The following is a 22,771-nucleotide window of genomic DNA, read 5'->3' on the forward strand; positions in this document are numbered from 1 at the left end:
AAGCAAGGTCGAAACAAATGCTTGGCCTTCCAACGCCGCCGGGGCAGTGCCGTTCCGTGATGCCTGCAGCTGAAGTTTGCCGAGGCGCAAGGCCTCGCCTGCAATCCATTCGTGTGCCAAGCGGTGCTCTAAGCCGGAAAGTGCGACGCTATCGCCCGGGCTTATTGACAATCGAGGAGCGCGCTGTACCACGGTGGTAAGCCAAAAGGAGTGGCACGATGACGAGTGGCTTGCGCAAGGGTTTGACGAGCTATGGCGATGCCGGCTTCTCGCTGTTCCTGCGCAAGGCGTTCATCAAGGCCATGGGCTATTCCGACGACGCGCTGGAGCGCCCGATCGTCGGCATCACCAATACCTATAGCGACTACAATCCCTGCCACGGCAACGTCCCTGAGATCATCGAGGCCGCCAAGCGCGGCGTGATGCTGTCGGGTGCGATGCCGTTCGTGTTCCCGACCATCTCGATCGCCGAGAGCTTTGCGCATCCGACCTCGATGTATCTGCGCAATCTGATGGCGATGGACACCGAGGAGATGATCCGCGCTCAGCCGATGGATGCGGTGATCGTGATCGGCGGCTGCGACAAGACGCTGCCGGCGCAGGTGATGGCCGCGATCAGCGCCGACCTGCCGACCGTGGTCATCCCGGTCGGCCCGATGGTGGTCGGTCATCACAAGGGCGAGGTGCTGGGCGCCTGCACCGACTGCCGCCGGCTCTGGGCCAAATATCGCGCCGGCGACATGGACGATGCCGAGATCGAGGCGGTGAATGGCCGCCTCGCGCCGTCGGTTGGTACCTGCATGGTGATGGGGACGGCCTCGACCATGGCCTGCATGATCGAGGCGATGGGCCTGGCGCTGCCGATGAGCGCGACGATACCCGCGCCGCATGCCGAGCGCTTCCGTCTCGCCGAGGCCAGCGGCAAGGTCGCCGCAGAGATGGCCAAGGCCAAGGGACCGAAGCCGAGCGAAGTGTTGACGCCGGCCTCGTTCAGGAACGCGCAGGTCGTGCTGCAGGCGATCGGCGGCTCGACCAACGGCCTGATCCATCTGACCGCAATGGCGCATCGCTCGCCGCATCGGCTCGATCTCGCAGCATTCGACCAGATCGGCCGCGAAGTGCCGGTGCTGATCGACCTCAAGCCATCCGGCGAGCACTACATGGAGCACTTCCACCACGCCGGCGGCGTGCCGAAGCTGCTGGCGCAGCTCGGCGATCTCATCGATCTCGATGCCAGAACGATCAGCGGCCAGACGTTGCGCGAGATCGCGGCGAATGCGGAGGACGTGCCGGGCCAGGATGCCATCCGCCCGCGCAATGATCCGATCAAGAAAGAGGGCGGCCTCGCCATCCTGCACGGCAATCTCGCCCCGCGCGGTGCTGTCATCAAGCAATCGGCCGCGAGCCCGAAGTTGCTGCAGCACACCGGGCGCGCCGTCGTGTTCGAGTCCGTCGAGGACATGACCTTGCGGGTCGACGATCCCGATCTCGACGTCACCGCCGACGACGTGCTGGTGTTGCGCAATGCCGGCCCGAAGGGCGCACCCGGCATGCCGGAAGCCGGCTATCTGCCAATCCCGAAGAAGCTCGCGCGCGGCGGCACCAAGGACATGGTGCGTATCTCGGATGCGCGCATGAGCGGCACCGCGTTCGGCACCATCGTGCTGCACATCACCCCGGAATCCGCCGACGGCGGGCCGCTGGCGCTTGTCGAGAACGGCGACATGATCCGCCTCGACGTGGCCAAGCGCAGCATCGAGCTGCTGGTTGACGCCGCCGAGCTCGACCGCCGCCGTGCTGCGTTGAAGCCGGCCGCAGCGCCGGAGCAAGCACGGCGCGGCTACGCCTGGCTGTTCAACGAGACCATCCTGCAGGCCGACGAGGGCTGCGATTTCGATTTCATGCAGAGGACGGGCCCCGCGAAGGGCTGAGCCGCCGCCGCGCTACTTGCTCTTGCTCGTGAACTTCTTCACGGCGGTGCGGAAGTCTTCCGTGTTCATCGCCATGATGATCTTGTGCTCCTCGGCATCGAGCTGCTGCTTCACCGGCGTGGTCGCAGCCTGATAGACCAGCTGCTTGGTGCCGGCGATCGAAGCCGGCGGGTTCTGGGCGAGACGCTCGGCAAGCTGCCGCGTTGCCGCCTTCAGCTCGGTTGCGGGAACGGTCTTGGCGACCAGGCCCCATTCATAGGCCTGCTGCGCGGTAAAATTGTCTTCGGCGAGAAAGATCTGCAGCGCGCGGCGCGAGCCGACCGTGCCGACGATGCCGACCGTGGAGCCGCCGTCCGGCGACACGCCGATCTTGGCATAGGCCGGCGTGAACTTGGCATCCTCGGCGGCAATGCAGAGATCGGTGACGAAGGCGAGGCCCATGCCGGCGCCGGCAGCCGAACCGTGAACGCTCGACAGCGAGATTTTTGGCATGCGCCTGACGATCTCGATGAAGGCATGATAGTGCTTGAGCAGCTCGCCGACGACGGGCGTCACCGTGTTGGCCTCGGCGGCGGCCCCGATCGTCTGCAGATCGCCGCCGGCCGAGAAGGCGCGGCCTTCGCCTTCGATTACCAAAACCTTGATGGCGTCGTCGCCTTCGATATAGGCCGCGAGCTGCTCGAGCTTCTGCGCGATCGGAAGATTGATCGAGTTGAACGCTGTGGGGCGGTTGAGCGTGATGGTTGCAATCGGGCCGTCGATCCGCAGCAGGGCGGGATCGTCGGGCTTTGAGACGGGAGCTGGCATCTGGAATATCCCCGGCATGAGGTACGTTCGTACGACTAAATCGCAGAAGGCGAGGGGAGACAATCCCCGGCCGCTCTTGCGCCGGGCGGAACGATAGGCTCAAATAGGCCCGCCTTCGCCAAGGGACGGACACGAGCGCCGGCTCCTCGAAAGGCCTGCAACCAAAATCAGTGAGAGAGGAGACGACATGGGTCACGCTCGTGTCTCCGGAAGTGGGCTGTTGCAATGACTGGCGGTCCGGTGATCATCGTCGGTGCCGGCCATGGCGGCTACCAGGTCGCGGCATCCCTGCGCCAGGCGGGCTTTTCCGAGCGCATCTGCCTGGTCAACGACGAAGCGCATCTGCCCTATCAGCGGCCGCCGCTGTCCAAGGCCTACATCAAGGGCTCCGCGGGTCCGGAGAGCCTGATGTTCCGGCCTGAGAAGTTTTATCAGGACCAGACCATCGAGCTGATCGCCGGCCGCGCCACCTCGATCGACCGTGCCGCGCGCAAGGTGCATCTTGCCTCGGGCGGGACGCTGGATTACGGCCATCTCGTGCTGGCGACCGGCGCGCGCAACCGCCTGCTCGATTTGCCCAACGCCAACCTGCCCGACGTGAAGTATTTGCGCATCCTCGACGACAGCGAGGCGCTGCGCGCGATCATGCCGTCGAAGACGCGCGCCGTGATCATCGGCGCCGGCTTCATCGGCCTTGAGTTTGCCGCGACCGCCCGCATCAAGGGCCTCGAGGTCGACGTGCTCGAGCTCGCCCCGCGCGTGATGGCGCGGGCGGTGACGGCGGAGGTCTCGGAGTATTTTCAGGATCGCCACCGCGAGGCCGGCATCCGCATCCATCTCGGCGTGCAGGCCACCTCCATCGAAGCCGAGAATGGCAAGGTCACCGGCGTCTCCTTGAGCGACGGGCGGCATCTGCCCGCCGACCTCGTCGTGGTCGGCGTCGGCGTGCTGCCGAACATCGAGCTCGCGGCCGTGGCGGGGCTGCCGGTCGCGGCCGGCATCATCGTGGATGAATATCTGTCGACGGCTGACCCCAACATCTCCGCGATCGGCGATTGCGCGCTGTTCGCAAGCCCACGCTTCGGCGGCTCGCTGCGGCTGGAATCGGTGCAGAACGCCACCGATCACGCCCGCTGCCTCGCAGCAAAGCTGACCGGCGACAAGAAGCCGTACGACAGCCATCCCTGGTTCTGGAGCGACCAGGGCGAGGACAAGCTCCAGATCGCGGGGCTGACGACCGGTTACGACCGCGTCGTGCTGCGCGGCGATCCCGCCAAGAAGGCCTTTTCGGCGTTCTGCTATCATGGCGACAAGCTGCTCGGCATCGAATCGATCAACCGCGCCGGCGATCACATGTTTGGCCGGAGATTGCAGGCCATGAACCGCTCGATCACGCCGGAGCAGGCCGCTGACGAAAGCTTCGACCTGAAGAGCGCGCTGGCGTGATCTTTCTTCTCCCTCTCCCCGTTCTTACGGGGAGAGGGTCGGGGTGAGGGGCTCTATCCGCAGATGAGATGATCGCGAGACCTGTACCCCCTCACCCGGATTGCATCTGCGATGCAAACCGACCTCTCCCCGCAAGCGGGGCGAGGTGAAGAAAGCGCAGCGCCTATAAAACCACCGCCACTTCCGCCGCCGTCGGCATCGACGGCCCGGCGCCCATGCGCTGCACGCTGATCGAGGCGGCGGCGTTGGCGAACGTCAGCGCCTCGCGCAAGGCTGCGCCGTCAGCCAGTTGCGCGGCGAGCGCGCCGACAAAGCAGTCGCCGGCGCCTGTGGTATCAAGCGCCTTCACCACACGGCCGGCCACCGCAATCTCGTCGCGCCCGGCGAGCGCCAGCACGCCGCGCTTGCCCAGCGTGACGCAGACGGTCTGGTCCTCGCGCGCCTGAAGCTGTCGCGCGACTTCGGTGATGCGGGCGGCCGCGTCGCTCTCGGAGAGCTCGCTGCCGGCGAGGAAGCCGAGCTCGGTCTCGTTGAGCACGAGGATGTCGACCAGCGCCAGCAGCTCGCCCGGCATCTTCTGCGCCGGCGCCGGGTTCAGCACGGTGACTGCCCCCGCCGCGTGGGCGCGGTGGAAGAATGCGGCGATGGTCGGCAGCGGAATCTCGAACTGGCTGACCGCGACGTCGCCCTTCAGCAGCGGCACGACGCTGACGTCATCAGCGCCGACCAGCCCGTTCGCCCCGGGAATGACGACGATGGTGTTGTCGGCCTCGGCCACTGTGATGATGGCCGTCCCGGTGTGCGTCTCCGCCGTCTCGACGACGTAGCCGAGATCGATGCCCTGCTCGCCGAGAAAGGCCTTGAGCTCGGCGCCGAACGAATCCCGGCCCAACCGTCCGATCAGCGTGGTCCGCGCCCCCAACCGTGACGCCGCCACCGCCTGGTTCGCGCCCTTGCCGCCCGGAAAATACAGCACTTGGCGGCCGGCGACGGTCTCGCCGATGCGTGGATGGCGATCGGCCGTCGCCACCACATCCATGTTGATGCTGCCGGCGACGAAGACGCGCCCCATCTTGTTCTAGACCCTGACCTCGAACTCGTGTCGAACCTTGGCGATGTCCACCAGAGTCGGCAAGCCGGCCTCGTTGCCGAGGCGCTGGATCTTGAAGGTCGAGGCGGCGCGGGCAAAATCGAAATGCTCGCGCCAGCTTTTGCCGGGATGGGCGAGGTAGGAATAGACATAGGCGCCGTGGAAGACGTCGCCGGCGCCGTTGGTGTCGATCACGCGCTCGCGCGGGATCGGCATCGCCGGCATCACCTGCACCGTCCCGGTTTCGTCGTACCAGAACAGGCCCTTCTCGCCCATGGTGACGCCGCCGATCTTGCAGCCGCGGCTCTTGAGATAGTCGAGCATCTTCTCCGGCGTCAAATCCATCTGCTCGCACAGGCGCTCGGCGACGATGGCGACGTCGATGAATTCCAGCAGCTCATGGGTGTTGGTGCGCAGGCCACCGCCGTCGAGCGAGGTCAGGATGCCGGCCTCGCGGCACACCTTGGCATAGTGGATCGCCGCATCCGGCTGGTGGCCGTCGACATGCAGCGCGCGGCAGCCGCCGAGATTGAGCATCGGAAAGGGATGGATGTGCTCGTCATCACGGCAGCGGACGATGGCGCGCTTGCCGTCCTTGGGCATGATGAAGGAGAGCGAGGACTGGTTGACCTTGCGCCCATGCAGCGAGATACCGTACTTCGCGCACATGTCCTGGAACATGCGCCCGAGCCAGTCATTGGCTGCGGTCGCGATCAGGTCCGGCACGATGCCGAGCTTGGCACAGCAGAACGCCGCCGTTACCGCGTTGCCGCCGAAGGAGACCGCGTAGTCACGCGCCACGTGCTTCTCGTCGCCGGTCGGCATGTGGTCGGTGATGAAGACGACGTCGATATAGGTCTGTCCGATGAAGAGAGCCTGCATTGCTTGTCCGTGATGCGCTTGTGGTCCCGGCGGGCGGGATGACTGTAGCACCGGTTCCGCTCCGGAGGGACGCTGAAATTATTCGCAAAACTGCCGCCCGAAGCGCTTGAGGTCAGCATGGCCCGGGAATACGACCATCACTGGCCAATGCCAAGCCCGGACAAACGCCGTCTTTCGCTTCCGGGGGTTCCAGGTCCATCAAAAGGGTGCAGAATGATCACCGGGCTCGATCACATCGTCGTTCTGGTGGGCGATATCGGTGCGGCCAGGGCGGCCTATCAGACGCTGCTCGCCCGCGCGCCGGCCTGGCAGAACTCGGGCGAGGGCGCCGACCGGGTGCTGTTCACCTTGGACAACATGACCATCGAGCTGATGGCCCCTCACGGCTTCAGCGTCACCGCCGACCGCATGCGCGCACTGCTCGGCGACCGGGAGGGCGTGCTCGCCAGCCTGTGCTTTCGTGTCGCAGACATCGGCAAGATGCACCGCCGGCTGGAGCGGGTGGCCCTGAGGCCGGACCCGGTCGCGGAGGTCGAAAGCAGTGATGCCGTCACCGATGCCGTGCTGCACTGGAAGCGCACGCGGGCCGCGACGGAGCTGACGCGCGGCGTCCGCATGTTCTTCCTGGAGCTGGCCGACGAGCGGCCGAAGTCGGTCGCCACCGACATCGCGCCGATTGAGGGGCTCGACCACGTCGTCGTCACCACGGAGGATTCCGAGCGCGCCGCCGCGCTCTACGGCGCCCGGCTTGGCCTTGATCTCGCGCTCGACCGCTCGCACCAGGACTGGGGCCAGCTGATGTTCTTCCGCTGCGGCGACCTCATCGTCGAGGTGGTGCGCCGCCCGGTCGCGGGTGGCGATGCCACGCATGACCGGCTCTGGGGCCTGAGCTGGCGCGTCGCCGACATCGACGCCACCCGCGCCCGCCTGATCGCGAGCGGACTCGACGTCTCCGAGGTGCGCACCGGCCGCAAGCCGGGCACGCGCATCATGACGGTGCGCAATGGCACCTGCGGGATTCAGACCGTGCTTCTGGAGCGCTCGCCGAAGCCGGTGGAGTGATTCTGTCATTCCGGGGCGTCGCGAAGCGACGAGCCCGGAATCCATTCCGCCACCGATTCTGCCGCCCGATGGATTCCGGGCTCGCGCCAAGAGGCGCGCCCCGGAATGACGATCGTTCTCAAACGCCCGCCCGCGTGTTACACGCCATATGCAGAGCACCCAGCGAGCACCCGGTTTGGCGAAAGCAAAGCGACCTCTGAAATGGCAGCGCGACCCCGAGGGGATGCGGCTGCGCATTCTCGAAGCCGCCAAGCAGGAGTTTTCCGCCCATGGCCTTGCCGGCGCGCGCGTCGACCGCATCGCGGCCAAGGCCGGCGCCAACAAGCGCATGCTCTACTACCACGTCGGCAACAAGGACGAGCTCTATCTCGCCGTGCTCGAAGGCGCCTATGACAAGATCCGCAGCGAGGAGCGGGGGCTCGATCTCGAACATCTCGATCCGCCCGAGGCCATCCGCCGCCTGATCGAGTTCACCTGGAACTACTTCCTGCGCAACCCCGAGTTCCTGTCGCTGCTGCAGACCGAGAATCTGGCGCGCGCCAAGCACCTGAAGAAATCGACCAAGGTCAAGTCGATGCACTCGCCCTTCGTCGAGATGATCCGCACCGTGGTGCGCCGCGGCGTCGAGAGCGGGGATTTCCAGGTCGCGGTCGATCCGGTGCAGCTCTACATCTCCATTGCGGCGCTCAGCTTCTTCTATCTCTCGAACTCGGCAACGCTCAGCGTGATCTTCGGCCGTGATCTCCTGGACAAGAAGGCCAAGGACGAGCGGCTGGCGCACATGGTGGGCCTCGTTCTTGCCGCGCTGACAGGGCAATCCGCCGCGCTGTTCGAGGTCGCGAAGGCCCCGAAGTCGCCGGCTGCGGTGGTGCAGACGGTGTAGCCTGTAGCCCAGATGAGCGACTTGCTCCGTCATTGCGAGCGCAGCGAAGCAATCCAGAATCTTTCCGCGGAGACAGTCTGGATTGCTTCGCTGCGCTCGCAATGACGACGTGGAGGCGGGCGCACCTCTCACTCCGTTCTCGTGCCCCGGACGAAGCGCACGCCCCCTTGGCGTGCGCTTCGCGTCGCAGCGCGTCCGGGACACGACAGTCCCGTTCCCAAAAGCTCCCGGACCCCGGCGCAAAACGTCACAGGGAAAGCTCTGGACAGTATTTATCCAACGGGTTAATTTCTCGCCATAACGAAGAAGACTGCCGGGAGTGAAAATTGGCCGAGCCCAAGCCGCAAAACGCTGTTTCCAAGCTGCTGAATGCGGCCTGGGTTCGGCCGTTCTTGTTCCTGGTCTTCATCGTCGTCGCCTGGGATCTCGCGATCCGGATCTTCAGGATTCCCGCCTACCAGATCCCGTCGCCACTCGATGTCGTCGCCGTGTTGCGCACCGAATGGCCGGAGCTGCTGCGTCAGTCCTGGCCGACCACCTATGCGACCGTCTGCGGCTTCTTGCTGTCGGCGCTGTTCGGCATTCCCGTCGCGATGCTGATCGCGGGCTCGAAAACGGTGGAGAGCTACGTCTATCCGCTGCTGGTGTTTTCCCAATCCGTGCCGAAGATCGCGATCGCGCCGCTGTTCGTGGTGTGGTTCGGCTTCGGCATCATTCCGAAAGTGATCTCGGCCTTCCTGCTCGGCTTCTTTCCGGTGGTGGTCTCCGCCGTGCAGGGCTTCAAATCGGTCGACCCCGACATGGTCGATCTCGCCCGTGCCATGCAGGGCAGTCGCCTGCAGGTGTTCCGCGCGGTGAACCTGCCGCATGCGCTGCCCGCGATCTTCTCCGGCCTCAAAGTTTCGGTGACGCTCGCCGTCGTCGGCGCGGTGGTCGGCGAGTTCGTCGGCTCCAATTCCGGCATCGGCTATGTGATGCAGCGCTCGATCGGCACGTTCGACCTGCCGACGATGTTTGCGGCGCTGGTGATCCTCGCGCTGCTCGGCGTAGTCCTGTTCTGGATCGTCGACCGGATCGAGAAGCTGGTCATTCCCTGGCATGTCAGCCAGCGCGAAGACGTGATCTTTGCATCCTGACTAAAGCAACGAGCGGCCACCAACGGCCGACGCAACAAACGGCAAGGGAGAGAAACGATGAGGAAGTGGATTGGGGCTGCATCCGTGGCACTGCTGGCGTTCGCAGCCATGCCGGCGCAGGCAGCCGACAAGGTCGTGCTGATGCTGAACTGGTACGTCTATGGCGAGCACGCGCCGTTCTATTACGGCAAGGCCAAGGGCATCTACGCGGCCGAAGGCATCGAGCTCGAGATCCAGGAAGGCCGCGGCTCGGCTGCGACCACACAGGCCGTTGCTGCCAAGACCGCCGATTTCGGCTATGTCGACGTCCCCACCATGATGCGCGCCGCGATCAAGGGCGCGCCGGTGGTCGCGACCGGCGTGCTGCTGCAGACCTCGCCGATGTCCGCCATGGGCTTCGCCGACAAGAACATCAGGAAGCCCGAGGACATCAAGGGCAAGACGGTGGCGATCACGCCGGCCGATTCCATGACGCAGATCTGGCCGTTGTTCCTGAAGAAGACGGGCCTGAAGGAGAGCGACTTCCAGACGGTCGCCGGCGACGGACAGACCAAGCTCAACGCCGTCATCAACGGACAGGCCGATCTGTTGCTCGGCTACGTCATGGACCAGTCGATGAAGATCAAGGACGCGACGGGCAAGGACGTCTACCCGATCAAGTTCGCCGACTACGGCATCAACATGGTCTCCTCGGGCATTATCGCCAACGCCGACTATGTGAAGGCCAATGCCGATCTCGTCCGCCGCTTCATGTCGGCAACGACGAAAGCGGTCGAGGCCGCCGAGAAGGAGCCGAAGGCCGCGGCGCAGTCGATCCTCGATGCCAACCCGAAGGGCGGCAAGATCGACACGCTGACGCAGGGTTTTGAGCTGACCATTCCGCTGTACCGGACCGCGGAGACCAAGGGCAAGCGGCCGTTCCAGGTCACCGACCAGAACATGGCCGAGACCGTCAATCTGCTGGTCGAATATGGCGGGCTCGATGCCAAGGCCAAGGAGAATCCGAAGGCCTTCTATACCAACGATTACCTGCCGAAGAGCGGCTCGTGAGAAATCCACTCCCGTCATTCCGGGGCGCCCGAAGGGCGAACCCGGAATCCATTTTTAGTCGGAAACCGCTGCCCGATGGATTCCGGGTTCGCGACTTCGTCGCGCCCCGGAATGACGAATGTAACCTGTGCGTTCGATTGGGTGTAACCGAATGATTCCGAAGAAGGTCAGTCCAACAGATCAGCCCACCTCCCATCTGAGACTGGTGAGCGACCGGGCCGGCGATGCCTCGGGCATCAAGCTGTCGGGCGTGTCGAAGACCTATCGGACGCGCGACGGCGACGTGCCGTCGTTGCGGCCGCTCGACTTCCACATCAATGACGGCGAGTTCTTCGTCGTGGTCGGCCCATCCGGCTGCGGCAAGTCCACGCTGCTCAAGCTGATCTCGGGTCTGCTGGCGCCGACCACGGGCGAGATCCTGGTCGAGGGCGAGAAGGTGACGACGCCGCACGGCAATGTCGGCATCGTGTTCCAGAACGCGCTGCTTTTGCCCTGGCGCAACATCCTGGGCAACGTGATGCTCCCGATCGACATGAAGCGCCTGCCGCGGCAGGAATATCTCGATCGCGCCAAGCAGCTGTTGAAGCTGGTCGGCCTCGAAGGCTTCGAGAAGAAGCTGCCCTGGCAGCTCTCCGGCGGCATGCAGCAGCGCGCCTCGATCTGCCGCGCGCTGGTGCATGATCCCAGGATCATGCTGATGGACGAGCCGTTCGGCGCGCTCGATGCGCTGACGCGCGAGCGCATGAATGTCGAGCTGATGCGGATCCAGCGCGAGACGAAGAAGACGGTTCTGCTGATCACGCATTCGATCCCGGAAGCCGTGTTCCTCGCCGACCGCGTGCTGGTCATGACCGAGCGCCCCGGTGCGATCGCGGCAATCTACGACGTGCCGCTGCCGCGCCCGCGCTCGCTCGACGTGATGGCCGATCCGGTGTTTACGGAGCTCGTGCAGCGCATCCGCAAGCACTTCTTCTCGCAAGGTGCATTGGATTAGGTTATGGGATCCGCCGTTAGCCACCACGACGCCGGTGCGCTCCCTCCCCCGCCCGCGGGGGAGGGCTGGGGAGAGGGGGTCTCCGCTGGCAGGACTCGCCAAGAGGATAGAACCCTCACCCGGCACGGGACGATGCTTCGCATCGCCCGGAACGTGCCGACCTCTCCCGCAAGCGGGAGAGGTGCACCGCGCCAGTGGCCAGACCTCGCTCACCAACTTCGTCAAGCTGCAACACCATGTCCCCGCGCCTGAAGCTGCGAGACATCGCCTTCTTCGAACGTCCCGTGCAATTCGCGCGGCCGTTCCGCTTCGGCGCGATCACGATCAACGCGACGCCGCAGCTGTTCGTGCGGGCCGAGATCGAGGTCGAGGGCAGGGGAAGCGCGGTCGGCGCCAGTGCCGAGTTGCTGGTGCCGAAATGGTTCGACAAGCGTCCGGAGTTGTCGCCGGCGCAGACGGTGGACGGTCTGCGACGCTCGCTTCAGATCGCGCGTGGGCTCTATCTGGCGCAGACCGGATTCCAGACGGCATTCCATCTGCATGCATCTTGCATCGGCCACCAAGTCGCTGCTTGTGCAAAAGAGAACATTCCGCCGCTCGCCGCCGCTTATGGTCCGGCGGAAATTGACAAGGCGATCCTCGATGCGTTGCTGCGCGCCGTCGAGACCAATTTCTTTGACGGCATGTCCGGCAATATCGCCGGCATCGATGCGCGGCTTTCTCCTGATTTGAGCGAGAAGGACATCAGGACGTTTCTCTCCGGCCGGGTGCCGCTCGAGCGTGTTGCGATCAGGCACACGGTCGGCCTCGATGATGTCGTTGAAGGCGAGGGCGGCGTTGCCGATCCGCGCGAGAATACCGGTGCGCGGTACTTCAAGCTCAAGCTGTCCGGTGATCCGGCTGCCGATGCGGCGCGGCTCGCGCGGATCGGCAAGGAGCTCGATACGCTTGGACGCGACTACAAGGTGACACTCGACGCCAACGAGCAATACGCGGATCTCGCGGCGTTGCACGCCCTGATGGACCGGCTCGATCATGACGCCGCGCTGCGCCCGATCGCCACGCGCTTGCTCTATGTCGAACAGCCGATGCCGCGCGACATCACGCGGCAATCGCCGCTCGGCTCGCTCGCCGCGCGCGGCTTCATCATCGACGAGGCCGACGATTCCTACCATGCGTTCCCGGCAGCGCGGGCCCTCGGCTATCGCGGCATCTCCTCGAAATCCTGCAAGGGCCTCTACAAGTCCGTCATCAATGCCACGCGCGCGGCGAAATGGAGTACGGAAGGCGAGACCTTCTTCGTGACGGGCGAGGATCTGACCTGCCAAGCCGGTCTTGCCGTGCAGCAGGACCTCGCGCTCGGCGCCTTCATTGGCGTCACGCATGCCGAGCGCAACGGCCATCACTATGTCGATGGCTTTGGCGACACGCCGGCCGCCGAAGCTGCGGCCTTCGCGGCCGCGCATTCCGATCTCTATGCCGATGCCGGGCAGGGCATCCGCCTCAAGATTCACAACGGCGATCTCCTGACGGGATCGCTTCATTCTGCGGGCTTTGCGACGTCGGTCCATCCGGACTGGTCCGCACTGCGCCCGCCCGAACAGCCAAAATCACTCTGGGAGCAATTGGCATGACCACCCAACGCCTCGGCCTCATCATGAACGGCGTCACCGGCCGCATGGGGCTCAACCAGCATCTGATCCGCTCGATCGTCGCGATCCGCGACCAGGGCGGCATTCGCCTGAAGAACGGCGACCGCGTCATGCCCGATCCGATCCTCGTCGGCCGCAACGCCGAGAAGGTCGAGGCGCTGGCCAAGCGCTACAACATCACGCGCTGGACCACCGATCTCGATGCCGCGCTCGCCGACAAGAACGACACCATGTTCTTCGATGCCGCGACCACGCAAGCGCGCCCCGGCCTGCTGACCCAGGCCATCAACGCCGGCAAGCATGTCTATTGCGAGAAGCCGATCGCGACCAATTTCGAAGAGGCCCTCGAGGTCGTGAAGCTCGCCAATGCCAAGGGTGTCAAGCACGGCACCGTGCAGGACAAGCTGTTCCTTCCGGGGTTGAAAAAGATCGCCTTCCTGCGCGACTCCGGGTTCTTCGGCCGCATCCTCTCGGTGCGCGGCGAGTTCGGCTATTGGGTGTTCGAGGGCGGCTGGCAGGAGGCGCAGCGGCCGTCCTGGAACTATCGCGACGAGGACGGCGGCGGCATCATCCTCGATATGGTCTGCCACTGGCGCTACGTGCTCGACAACCTGTTCGGCAACGTCCAGAGCGTGAGCTGCATCGGCAACACCGATATCCCCGAGCGCTATGACGAGCAGGGCAAGAAGTACAAGGCGACGGCCGATGATTCCGCCTACGCCACGTTCCAGCTCGGCGGCGGCATCATCGCCCACATCAACATGTCCTGGGTGACGCGCGTCTATCGCGACGACCTCGTCACCTTCCAGGTCGACGGCACGCTCGGCTCGGCGGTGGCGGGCCTCTCCGACTGCATGATCCAGGCGCGGCAGGCTACGCCCCGGCCAGTGTGGAATCCCGACGAGAAGCGGCTGCACGATTTCTACAGCGACTGGCAGAAGCTGCCGGATAACGTCACCTACGACAACGGCTTCAAGGAGCAGTGGGAAATGTTCATCCGCCACGTCTACGAGGACGCGCCCTACAAGTTCACGCTGCTCGAAGGCGCCAAGGGCGTGCAGCTCGCCGAATGCGCGCTGAAGAGCTGGAAGGAGCGGCGTTGGATCGACGTCGCCCCGATCAAGGTCTGAGGTCAGTCGGATAAGCCCCGATGTCTACCAAGCCGTCATTGCGAGGAGCGAAGCGACGAAGCAATCCAGGCTGTTGCCGCGGAGGCATTCTGGATTGCTTCGCTTCGCTCGCAATGACGGGGAGAGGTTCGAAATCATGAACAAGCCCGTCCAACCAATGTCGTCATTGTCGCTCAAGCTGCCGCAGGCCGATCGCTCGATCGAGACCTACCGGCTCGCGGCCTCGCGCACGTTTCCCGCAAAGCTCGAGGGACCGCTCAACCGCATCGCCTTCTCTGCCGTGCACACCGTGGCCGATCCCTTCGCGGACAACGATCCCTGGCTGTCGGTTGCGGTCGACTGGGACAAGACCATTGCCTTTCGCGAGCACGTCTGGGACCTCGGCCTCGGCGTTGCCGAAGCCATGGACACCGCCCAGCGTGGCATGGGGCTGGACTGGCCGACCTCGCTGGAGCTGATCACGCGCTCGGTTGCCGCCGCCAAGCGCCGCAACGCGCTGGTGTTCTCCGGTGCAGGCACCGACCATCTCGCAGTGGAGGACGCCAGAAGCCTCGACGACGTCATCCGCGCCTATGAAGAGCAGGTCTCGGCGGTCGAGAAGGTCGGCGGCCGCATCATCCTGATGGCCTCGCGCGCCCTGGCAAAGCTCGGTCGCAACGCCGACGATTACGCGAAGGTCTATGATCGCGTGCTCTCGCAAGTCCGCGAGCCGGTCATCATCCACTGGCTCGGCGACATGTTCGATCCGGCGCTGACCGGATATTGGGGCACCGGGGATCTCGACAAGGCGATGGACATTGCCGTCGCCATCATCAACGGCAACGCCGCCAAGGTCGACGGCGTCAAAGTCTCGCTGCTCGACAAGCAGCGCGAGATCGACATGCGCCGGCGCCTCGACAAGCGCATCAAGATGTATACCGGCGACGATTTCAACTACGCGGAGCTGATCGCCGGCGACAGCCAAGGCTTTTCCCACGCGCTGCTCGGCATCTTCGATGCCATTGCGCCGGCGGCGTCCTATGCGCTGTCGCGGCTGGCTGCCGGAGACGAGGCCGGCTTCCACGACGTGCTGGGGCCGACGGTGCCGCTGTCGCGCCACATCTTCAAGGCGCCAACGCGCTTCTACAAGACCGGCGTCGTGTTCATGGCCTATCTCAACGGACACCAGGATCACTTCACCATGGTCGGTGGACAGGAGAGCACGCGCTCGACGCTTCATCTCGCCGAGCTGTTCCGTCTGGCCGACAAGGCCGGTCTGCTCGCCAACCCTGAACTCGCGACGCAACGGATGAAGACCGTGCTCGCCACCCACGGTATCGAATCCTGATGCGCGATTTTTCGTCCGACCACCGCTGGCTTTCGCTGAATGCGGCGACCGTCCGCAAGCAGGGTGACCTCGTCGAAATCATCGATGCCTGTGCAAGACAAGGTATCCGTGCCATCGATCCCTGGCGCGACCAGGTCGCCGCCGTCGGTCTCGACCGCGCCGCACGCGCGGTGCGCGAGGCCGGCCTCGATCTCTCAGGCTATTGCCGCGGCGGCATGTTCACCTCGGATGCCTCGCGCCGGGGCGAGGTGCGCGACGACAACCGCCGCTGTGTCGACGAGGCCAAGGCGCTGGGCGCGCCCTGCATCGTCCTCGTCGTCGGCGGCCTGCCGCAATATTCGCGGCCGGGCAGCGAGGCGTCGAAGGATCTCGTGGCGGCGCGCGGGCAGGTCGAGGACGCGCTTGCCGACATGCTCGACTACGCGAGGCAAGCCAAGCTGCCGCTGGCGATCGAGCCGTTGCATCCGGCCTATGCCGCTGACCGTGCCTGCGTGAACACGACAAAGCAGGCGCTCGACATCTGCGACCGGCTCGACCCCGGCCGCACCGGCATGCTCGGCGTCGCGCTCGACGTCTATCACATCTGGTGGGATCCGGAGCTGATGGACCAGATCGCGCGCGCCGGCCGGGACCGCCTGCTCGCCTTCCATGTCTGCGACTGGCTGGTGCCGACCAAGGACATTCTCAACGACCGCGGCATGATGGGCGACGGCGTCATCGACATCAGATCGGTGCGCGCGGCGGTCGAAGCGCAGGGCTTTGCCGGCTATTCCGAGATCGAGATCTTCTCCAACGACTGGTGGGGCAAGCCGATGGACGAGGTGCTGCGCACCTGCATCGCGCGGCACAGGACGGTGGTATAGTCAACACAAGCGCCACAGCGTTCCCTCGTTCCTCGAAGCGAGAGAACGCTCCGACAGCACTTTGGAGGCGCCCGAACCGTGCAGCAGGTAGATCGTCTACGAGTGCAGCGGTCGGATGTTCTGGTTCATGTGGAAGAAGTTCGTCGGATCGTACTTGGCCTTCAAGGCGGCGAGGCGGTCGTAGTTGTCGCCGTAAGTGGCCCTAAGTCTGCTGTCATCTCCATCCTCCATCATGAAATTCACATAGCCGCCGTCAGCCGAGTAGGGGTGCACGGCTTCCCAATAGTCCTTGGTCCAGCGCGTGATTTCGCCTGCTTTTTGCGGATTGGGATCTATACCGGCGATGACCATCGACCAGGTCGCGTCGCGCGTGTTCCAGGCGGTGTCGCTCTTGCCGACGCGATGGACGGCGCCATCGATCGGATAGAGATGCATGAGCGACAGTGCGCTCGGTGCTTTGCGGGCCTGCTCGATATGGGCGTCGATTGCTTCGTCGGTCAGTTCCTTCACGAAATCGCCGCGCCAGTACCACTGCAGACCTTTCGGGAAGAACGGATCGAACATGGACTGGAGGGCCGGATAGGGCATTTCGCCCATCCAATTGAAGAGCGGCGGGGGCAGCTCACCGAGCAACCCCGCTATGACCGCCTTGCCGTCTTCTGTCGGACCATTGTAGCAGGCAATGATGGCGCAGGCGCGCTTGCCCTGATGATCCGGCGGGAACGGGTCCATCGGCGGAACGGTCTTCAAGCCGACAAAGGCCCCGAGCTCCTCGGGAGCGCTGCGGAGGAAATCCCTGTACTTCTGCATCACGGTACGGGCATTTTCGAGATCCCAGAAGATCGGACCGGCATATACCATCGTCACAGGATGAGCCTGGAACAGGAAGCTCGTGACGATGCCGAAATTGCCGCCGCCCCCGCGCAATCCCCAGTAAAGGTCGGCGTTCTCCGACTTGTTGGCGGTGACGATGCGTCCATCCGCGAGCACGACATCCGCCTCGAGGAGATTGTCGATGGTGAGGCCATGCTTGCGGGTGAGGTATCCCGTGCCGCCGCCGAGCGTAAGGCCGGCGATCCCTGTGGTCGATACAATGCCGGCCGGCACGGCAAGCCCGTAGATGTGCGTGGCGTGGTCGACATCGCCTTGCGAGCAGCCGGGTCCGACGCGGACGGTACGAGCGCCGGGATCGACCCGCACGCCTTTCATCATCGACATGTCGATCATCAGTCCGTCTTCGACACTGCTGAGGCCCGGCCCATTGTGGCCGCCTCCGCGGATCGCGACCTGGAGATCATTGTCCCTTGCAAAATTGACCGCCGCGACGACGTCAGCGACGTCGGCGCATCGCGCGATCATCATTGGACTCTTGTCGATCATACCGTTGTAGAGGCTGCGCACAGCGTCATAGTCGGCATCCATTCGCCTGATAACCGGGCCGCGCATATTGCCGATGAAGGTTTCGGTGGCCATGCTCTGCATGATGTCCTCCTATTCCACCCATGATCGGTCATTGGGTCGGAGGTTGCTCGCAGGGCTCCTCGAGCGTTCTCCGCCCGTTATGAAAAGGTAGATCAAGCGCAGCGCGATAGCCATCGCAAATCGACTGCGCGTATGCCTCTATTTGGAGATCGAGATCTTCTTCAACGACTGGTGGGCAAGCCGATGAACGAGGTGCTGCGCACCTGCATCGAACGGTACGGGAAGGTGGTGTGCCTCCGCTTTCGGCGGTCGAACGGACATTGGTTGGACTTGCTGTCCGATCGACCCAGTTGCGGATGCGAAGCCGCGAGCTGGTGGAAGTACCACCAATGATGTAGTGACTGCCATCAGCTTTCAGGCAGAATATCATCCTGATGCCGCTGCCTCGCCACAGTCTGTGCCAGATCGGAGATGGTAATCAGCGGCATCAACGATCAGCAGGCGCGGCGGATGCACCCATGCCTGGTGATCTTGCATGGCCCCGACGTGCAACCGTCGGGGCCATTGTTGTGATCGCGTGACGAGGCTGGCGAGCTTTGCCGAACGGCGCACGTTATTGCGGGAAAAGACCGCCAATGACGATCCTGCAATTCAATGCGCCGGGCTAAACTGGTTTCAGATCCAATTTTGCCGGGCTCGCTTTGTTCGGTGAAAAGTCAGACGATTGCGCTGTCATCGATTCACCGTCAAACACCGGGCTATCACTCGTCAATTCGATCTGCGAAGCTGTGACAACACAGATGCGCTTGCCAAGCAAGCGAGCGCGAAGGGAGGTTCGCAGTGGATCAAGTGCGACGCATGCGTGCGATGGGCTCATTGTGCCGCCAACAAGCTGCCTACAACAGCATGAACAAGTGGAAGCTGCTCGCAGAAGCAGAATACTGGGATCATCTGGCCGATGTTGCGGTGTCGTCTCACTTCCAGCAATGCAACGCCATTGTCTCGAATGAGGCCGAGCAGTCTCAATCGATCGCAAACGCGAGTGATGCTGGGTCGACGACGATTTCCGTCGCGTGAGGTCGGAAAGGCCGTGCACACATGAAGGGAAGGTCGGCTCTGAGTGCTGATCGTCCAGAGCATGACTGCTTGTGACCTCACAGCGGAGTTGACTCGTGTTCAGTTCCAATAACGCAAGTAGAGGGTTGCTGTGTCACCCGTGTGCTTGCTGTACGGCAACGTCTGAAGTTTGGAAAAGCGCGATCATGGTCGGGTAAGCTCCTCCATGAGCGCCTTGGCGGAACGAAGGTCCGGCGTTTCGAAGCCTTCCGTAAACCAGCCGTAAACCGAGCCAAGAAGGCACCGCGCGTCGGCCGTCCTGCCCTGGTCGCGCCAAAGCCGAGCCAAATTCATTGCAGCACGCAATTCAAAGGACTTTGCGCTCTGTCTTTGGGCGACCTTGAGTGCAGTTTGCAAATACCCCTCGACCTCGTCAGCTGGAGCACCACGAAAGCGGTGCAGTTCACCGTCGATGCATGCAAGTTCTGCCTCCCACATATGCTCGCCGCTGCGCGCGGCAAGGGCCTTTGCTTCGGCAAGGGTAGCGACGCCGTTGTCGTAGTCGCTCAAGTGGAGGTAGGTGGCCGCGAGCATCCACAAGTACCGAACCTGGTACCAACTGGCTCCGAGCCTGTTCCGCTCGTTCAGACTGAGGCGCATGAGCGCCAGGCCGGCCTCCACGTTGCCCTCTTGCGCCATTGCCCAGCCCCGCAGAATGAGGCCGCTCACGCGCCAATAGTTCAAGCTGTTCTGATCGGCGAGATGGATGATGGCGTCGGCGTGCGCATGTACGGCCGCCACGTTTCCCATTAGCTCCGCAGGAGCCGCCTCGCCATAGACCTGCACATGCGCGGTAAGGTTCGTCTGATTCAACTCCATGGCGTATTGAGATGCGGCACGGCTAGTCCGCTGAGCCTGTTCGGGGTAACCAAGAACCCAAAGCACAATCGCCAAGTAGGGTAGCGCCGAGGCCTTCGGGTCATGTACGTAGTGCACGGGCGGCGGCCGATGCTCCTCTGGCTGATAGCGACTCAAGATCGTTTCGAACTCCGAGCGTGCGGTCAGAAAATCACCGGCATGCATTGCGGTGAGCGCGGCCAGACGATGCGCAGCCAATTCCAGTGCTGTGTGCCCGGTGCGCTCGGCGGCGCGCTGCGCTTCGGCAACGAGGCTCTGCATGGCAGCAAGGTCGCCGCGCACGAAGTGGAAGATGAATTTGCCGCTAAGGGTGGAAAACAAGGCACCCGTGTCGTCGAGCTCATAGCAGAGCGCATGAGCCCTGCTGAAGGCTGTGCCAAGCTGCGGAGCCGTGTATCCGTGGATGGCAATCAGTGGACCTCCGATTGCTGTTTGCAGAGCGAGTTCCTGGCGATCGCGCTCCGGCCCTTGTGGATTGGACTTGATTGCTTCCAGTCCCCTTGTGAGATGAGTGATCGCTTCGAGATTGGCGGAACGCGCAGCCGCAATACGGCCGGCCCGCAGCCAATAGTCCACCGCCTTTCCTGCCAGTCCACCCTCGGTGAGATGCAGAGCGATCGTCTCCGGCTCCGCCTCCGCACGGGCAGGGTAATGTTGTTCGAGAGCTGCAGCTATGCGGGCATGGATCTGCTGCCGCTTGCTCTTTAGGAGGCTCTCGTGCGCGATGTCCTGCACCAGCGCATGTTTGAAGCTGTAGCCAACATTCGGAGGTGCGCCACGACGGAATATCAGTTCCGCGGCCAATAGATCATTGAGAGCATGCTGGAGCGCGTGCTCGTCGAGTGCCGTTACAAGGCGCAGAAGATCGTGTCCGAATTCGCGTCCGATGCAAGCTGCTATCTGGGCAACTTCCTTTACCGGCGCCAATCGATCGAGGCGGGCCATCAAGGAGTCCTGCAGCGTCGTCGGGATCGCCAGCGGCGGTAATGGGCCGATCAACTCATAGCGGCTGCCCTGATCTTTGAGCAGCCCGGATTCGACGACGGCCTTGGTGAGCTCCTCGACGAACAGCGGCACGCCGTCGGTCTTGGCCAAAATCTGCTCGAGCACCTCCTGAGGGAGCATTTTGCCGCCCGTGATCCGGTCAACGACTGCCGCCCCTTGCCTACGTCCCAGCCGGCTTAGAAAGAGCGCTGTCACGTGCCCATGACCCGTCCAGCGCGGAATGAACTCGGGCCGGAAGGTAACGATCATCAAAATCGGAAGTCGCTGCGCCTCGTCGACAAGCCGATCGAGGAGTTCGAGCATAGAAGGGTCTGCCCAATGGACGTCCTCGTAAACGGCAAGCACTGGCTGTCTTGCCGCCAAGCCTTGTATCTGTTCCAGAAGGGCCTGGAAGGTTCGCTCCTTCTTCTGGTGCGGACTAAGTGCAAGGGGCGGGTATCTCTCCCCGGTCGGGATTGCCAAGAGATCCGCGAGAACCGGCGCGCTCTCATGCACATCGTCCGCACCAAGAGCAAGCATGGCCTCGAGTTTATCGAGCTGTTCGTCGGAAGCGTCCTCCCGCCGTATTGCCGCTGCCCGTTCAAGGAGGCCAACGACGGGATACAAGGCGGTGTTGGTATGAAATGGTGAACAGAAATGGCTCAGAGGCGTGTGCGGCACACGTGCGACCTGGTCGCGTAAGGCTCGCACGAGCCGCGACTTGCCAATGCCGGCCTCGCCGCCGAGCAGGACGATCTGTCCTTCCCGCTCTTTCGCCCGCTCCCAGCGATCCAAGAGCAATGCAAGTTCTTCATTCCGTCCGACCAGTGCGGTCGTTGCCATGCCATGCTGGGCCTCGAACCTGCTCTCTGCTGCGCCTTCACCAAGGACGAGCCACGCCCGCATCAGTTCCGGGAAACCCTTGAGAGGCACCGTGCCGAGGTCGTGGTACGTGAAAGCTTCGCCGAGTAGGCGGCGGGTCGACTCGGCAATCACCACATCACTCGGCTTGGCCAGACCTTGCAGTCGGGCGGCTAGGTTTGGTGTTTCGCCGATGACTGCGCGCTCGCGAGCCTCTCCCTCGCCAATCAGCTCGCCGACCACGACCAGACCGGTTGCGATGCCGACGCGGGCGGCGAGCGCTGCACCACCCGGTTCGGTAAGGGATGCGACCGCCTTGGTCACTCGAAGCCCAGCGCGAACGGCGCGCTCCGCCTCATCTTCGTGCGCCCGCGGCCAGCCGAAATAAGCGAGAACGCCATCGCCCAAGAATTTGGCTATGTGGCCTTCGAATCGGTCGATCTCGCCCACCACGGTGTTATGGTAGGCCTGCAAGAGGTCACGCAGCTCCTCGGGATCGCGCCCTGAAGCAAGTGCCGTCGAGCCGACCAGGTCGACGAACATGACTGTGAGCTGCCGACGCTCCGCGTCCGAAGGGATCGATGGCTTCGCGTGGTCGGCAGGTCCATTGCCCTCGACAGCCACCCGAGCGATCGGCGGAGCGAGTGCATGGATTGCCCTTAGCACAGCCTTGCGCGGGCCGAGTGGCAAGCCAAGCTCCCGCAGGTCGGCTTCGGTCAGTTCTGGCAAAACCTCGGACGTGATTTCAGCGTCACGAAACGTCTTTATGTAGCGCTCCAGACCGAGACCGCGAAGCCATTGCGCGATATCCACGATAAGCCTCCTCGTGCCGCATCAGGCAACGGTCAGCTCAATTGAACGTATGCAACTTCAGCTTCAGCGAACCATCTGCCTGACGCTCAAACACGTGGGTTGCAATCCCGCCTGCAGGTTGGCTGGCGCCATCCGCGGTCTTACCGTTGGCGCTCCAATGGGCCGTGCCGTAGACGATCTTCTCATCTCCACCGGCGTCTATGACGACTAACCTGTGATCGGTGAATCCGCTTGAAAACAGCCCAGCAAAGAAGCTCTCGATCTCTGTCGGACCGGATATCACTTGATGCGTCGGCGGCAACAATTTGGCGTCTGCCACGTAAGTCGCCGCGATAGCCCTGGCATCTGCCTTGTTGAATGCTGAATCCCACGCGGCGTACGCCGCAGCAATGTCGTGTTTTATGGAGGAAGCTAATGCTGTCATGATCCCTCCCTCAATCGCGGGGTTGCCTTCGCAGGAGAAC

The 22,771-nt window shown here is 63.6% G+C and carries 18 protein-coding genes; 12 read left to right on the forward strand and 6 right to left on the reverse strand.

What is annotated here, in order from left to right; genetic code table 11:
- Window positions 1–218 precede the first annotated feature (218 nt).
- The gene (locus XI05_RS36025) at window positions 219–1,931 is read left to right on the forward strand and encodes an IlvD/Edd family dehydratase (RefSeq protein WP_271510601.1); all 1,713 of its coding nucleotides are present in this window, start codon (window positions 219–221) and stop codon (window positions 1,929–1,931) included.
- A gap of 12 nt (window positions 1,932–1,943) precedes the next feature.
- Here XI05_RS36025 and XI05_RS36030 read toward each other — a convergent pair whose 3' ends face one another.
- On the reverse strand, window positions 1,944–2,738 hold the full coding sequence (locus XI05_RS36030; protein ID WP_271510602.1) for an enoyl-CoA hydratase/isomerase family protein: 795 nt from the start codon (window positions 2,736–2,738) through the stop codon (window positions 1,944–1,946).
- Window positions 2,739–2,963: 225 nt separating this feature from the next.
- On the opposite strand from XI05_RS36030, the gene XI05_RS36035 reads away from it, so the two are divergent.
- Window positions 2,964–4,184 carry an NAD(P)/FAD-dependent oxidoreductase gene (locus XI05_RS36035; RefSeq protein ID WP_271510603.1) on the forward strand — a complete coding sequence of 407 codons (1,221 nt, stop codon included), beginning with the start codon at window positions 2,964–2,966 and terminating at the stop codon, window positions 4,182–4,184.
- Window positions 4,185–4,347: 163 nt separating this feature from the next.
- On the opposite strand, the gene XI05_RS36040 is transcribed toward XI05_RS36035, so the two are convergent.
- Window positions 4,348–5,256, reverse strand: coding sequence for a ribokinase (locus tag XI05_RS36040; protein WP_271510606.1), 909 nt, complete (start codon window positions 5,254–5,256; stop codon window positions 4,348–4,350).
- Between the two features lie 6 nt (window positions 5,257–5,262).
- Window positions 5,263–6,156, reverse strand: coding sequence for a sugar kinase (locus tag XI05_RS36045; RefSeq protein WP_157281072.1), 894 nt, complete (start codon window positions 6,154–6,156; stop codon window positions 5,263–5,265).
- A 213-nt stretch (window positions 6,157–6,369) separates the two neighbouring features.
- Here XI05_RS36045 and XI05_RS36050 point away from each other — a divergent pair, with 213 nt between their 5' ends.
- From XI05_RS36050 to XI05_RS36090, 9 genes are all read left to right on the forward strand, one after another.
- A complete protein-coding gene (locus XI05_RS36050; protein ID WP_271510607.1) occupies window positions 6,370–7,218 on the forward strand; it encodes a VOC family protein in 849 nt (282 codons plus the stop codon).
- Between the two features lie 175 nt (window positions 7,219–7,393).
- Window positions 7,394–8,101: a TetR/AcrR family transcriptional regulator gene (locus XI05_RS36055; RefSeq protein ID WP_271510609.1), complete on the forward strand. Its 708-nt coding sequence runs from the start codon at window positions 7,394–7,396 to the stop codon at window positions 8,099–8,101.
- 326 nt (window positions 8,102–8,427) lie between these two features.
- A complete protein-coding gene (locus XI05_RS36060) occupies window positions 8,428–9,237 on the forward strand; it encodes an ABC transporter permease (protein WP_271510611.1) in 810 nt (269 codons plus the stop codon).
- A gap of 57 nt (window positions 9,238–9,294) precedes the next feature.
- A complete protein-coding gene (locus tag XI05_RS36065; protein ID WP_172783986.1) occupies window positions 9,295–10,287 on the forward strand; it encodes an ABC transporter substrate-binding protein in 993 nt (330 codons plus the stop codon).
- Window positions 10,288–10,438: 151 nt separating this feature from the next.
- Window positions 10,439–11,281, forward strand: a complete 843-nt coding sequence (locus XI05_RS36070; RefSeq protein WP_271510613.1) for an ABC transporter ATP-binding protein — start codon at window positions 10,439–10,441, stop codon at window positions 11,279–11,281.
- A gap of 236 nt (window positions 11,282–11,517) precedes the next feature.
- Window positions 11,518–12,915: a hypothetical protein gene (locus tag XI05_RS36075; protein ID WP_271510615.1), complete on the forward strand. Its 1,398-nt coding sequence runs from the start codon at window positions 11,518–11,520 to the stop codon at window positions 12,913–12,915.
- Window positions 12,912–14,063: a Gfo/Idh/MocA family protein gene (locus XI05_RS36080; RefSeq protein ID WP_271510617.1), complete on the forward strand. Its 1,152-nt coding sequence runs from the start codon at window positions 12,912–12,914 to the stop codon at window positions 14,061–14,063. The genes XI05_RS36075 and XI05_RS36080 overlap by 4 nt, the downstream gene beginning before the upstream one ends.
- A gap of 136 nt (window positions 14,064–14,199) precedes the next feature.
- A complete protein-coding gene (locus tag XI05_RS36085) occupies window positions 14,200–15,390 on the forward strand; it encodes a dihydrodipicolinate synthase family protein (RefSeq protein WP_271510619.1) in 1,191 nt (396 codons plus the stop codon).
- A complete protein-coding gene (locus XI05_RS36090; RefSeq protein WP_271510621.1) occupies window positions 15,390–16,253 on the forward strand; it encodes a sugar phosphate isomerase/epimerase family protein in 864 nt (287 codons plus the stop codon). The genes XI05_RS36085 and XI05_RS36090 overlap by 1 nt, the downstream gene beginning before the upstream one ends.
- A gap of 96 nt (window positions 16,254–16,349) precedes the next feature.
- Here the strand turns inward: XI05_RS36090 and XI05_RS36095 are convergent, their stop codons facing one another.
- On the reverse strand, window positions 16,350–17,735 hold the full coding sequence (locus tag XI05_RS36095; RefSeq protein WP_271510622.1) for an FAD-binding oxidoreductase: 1,386 nt from the start codon (window positions 17,733–17,735) through the stop codon (window positions 16,350–16,352).
- Between the two features lie 780 nt (window positions 17,736–18,515).
- Here XI05_RS36095 and XI05_RS36100 point away from each other — a divergent pair.
- The gene (locus tag XI05_RS36100) at window positions 18,516–18,752 is read left to right on the forward strand and encodes a hypothetical protein (protein WP_271510624.1); all 237 of its coding nucleotides are present in this window, start codon (window positions 18,516–18,518) and stop codon (window positions 18,750–18,752) included.
- Window positions 18,753–18,935: 183 nt separating this feature from the next.
- On the opposite strand, the gene XI05_RS36105 is transcribed toward XI05_RS36100, so the two are convergent.
- Both XI05_RS36105 and XI05_RS36110 read right to left on the reverse strand, forming a co-directional pair.
- Window positions 18,936–22,307: an AAA family ATPase gene (locus XI05_RS36105; protein ID WP_271510626.1), complete on the reverse strand. Its 3,372-nt coding sequence runs from the start codon at window positions 22,305–22,307 to the stop codon at window positions 18,936–18,938.
- A gap of 37 nt (window positions 22,308–22,344) precedes the next feature.
- On the reverse strand, window positions 22,345–22,731 hold the full coding sequence (locus XI05_RS36110; protein WP_271510627.1) for a YybH family protein: 387 nt from the start codon (window positions 22,729–22,731) through the stop codon (window positions 22,345–22,347).
- Between the last annotated feature and the right edge of the window lie 40 nt (window positions 22,732–22,771).

The sequence above is a fragment of the Bradyrhizobium sp. CCBAU 11357 genome (assembly GCF_028128865.1).
In the GTDB taxonomy this organism is placed as follows: domain Bacteria; phylum Pseudomonadota; class Alphaproteobacteria; order Rhizobiales; family Xanthobacteraceae; genus Bradyrhizobium.

Bases quoted from the DNA above. Each gene is read 5' to 3' on its own strand.
- XI05_RS36070 (WP_271510613.1), top strand. From the start codon at position 10,439: ATGATTCCGAAGAAGGTCAGTCCAACAGATCAGCCCACCTCCCATCTG.
- XI05_RS36075 (WP_271510615.1), top strand. From the start codon at position 11,518: ATGTCCCCGCGCCTGAAGCTGCGAGACATCGCCTTCTTCGAACGTCCC.
- XI05_RS36065 (WP_172783986.1), top strand. From the start codon at position 9,295: ATGAGGAAGTGGATTGGGGCTGCATCCGTGGCACTGCTGGCGTTCGCA.
- XI05_RS36035 (WP_271510603.1), top strand. From the start codon at position 2,964: ATGACTGGCGGTCCGGTGATCATCGTCGGTGCCGGCCATGGCGGCTAC.
- XI05_RS36085 (WP_271510619.1), top strand. From the start codon at position 14,200: ATGAACAAGCCCGTCCAACCAATGTCGTCATTGTCGCTCAAGCTGCCG.
- XI05_RS36110 (WP_271510627.1), bottom strand. From the start codon at position 22,731: ATGACAGCATTAGCTTCCTCCATAAAACACGACATTGCTGCGGCGTAC.
- XI05_RS36080 (WP_271510617.1), top strand. From the start codon at position 12,912: ATGACCACCCAACGCCTCGGCCTCATCATGAACGGCGTCACCGGCCGC.
- XI05_RS36045 (WP_157281072.1), bottom strand. From the start codon at position 6,156: ATGCAGGCTCTCTTCATCGGACAGACCTATATCGACGTCGTCTTCATC.
- XI05_RS36040 (WP_271510606.1), bottom strand. From the start codon at position 5,256: ATGGGGCGCGTCTTCGTCGCCGGCAGCATCAACATGGATGTGGTGGCG.
- XI05_RS36025 (WP_271510601.1), top strand. From the start codon at position 219: ATGACGAGTGGCTTGCGCAAGGGTTTGACGAGCTATGGCGATGCCGGC.
- XI05_RS36050 (WP_271510607.1), top strand. From the start codon at position 6,370: ATGATCACCGGGCTCGATCACATCGTCGTTCTGGTGGGCGATATCGGT.
- XI05_RS36030 (WP_271510602.1), bottom strand. From the start codon at position 2,738: ATGCCAGCTCCCGTCTCAAAGCCCGACGATCCCGCCCTGCTGCGGATC.
- XI05_RS36090 (WP_271510621.1), top strand. From the start codon at position 15,390: ATGCGCGATTTTTCGTCCGACCACCGCTGGCTTTCGCTGAATGCGGCG.
- XI05_RS36095 (WP_271510622.1), bottom strand. From the start codon at position 17,735: ATGCAGAGCATGGCCACCGAAACCTTCATCGGCAATATGCGCGGCCCG.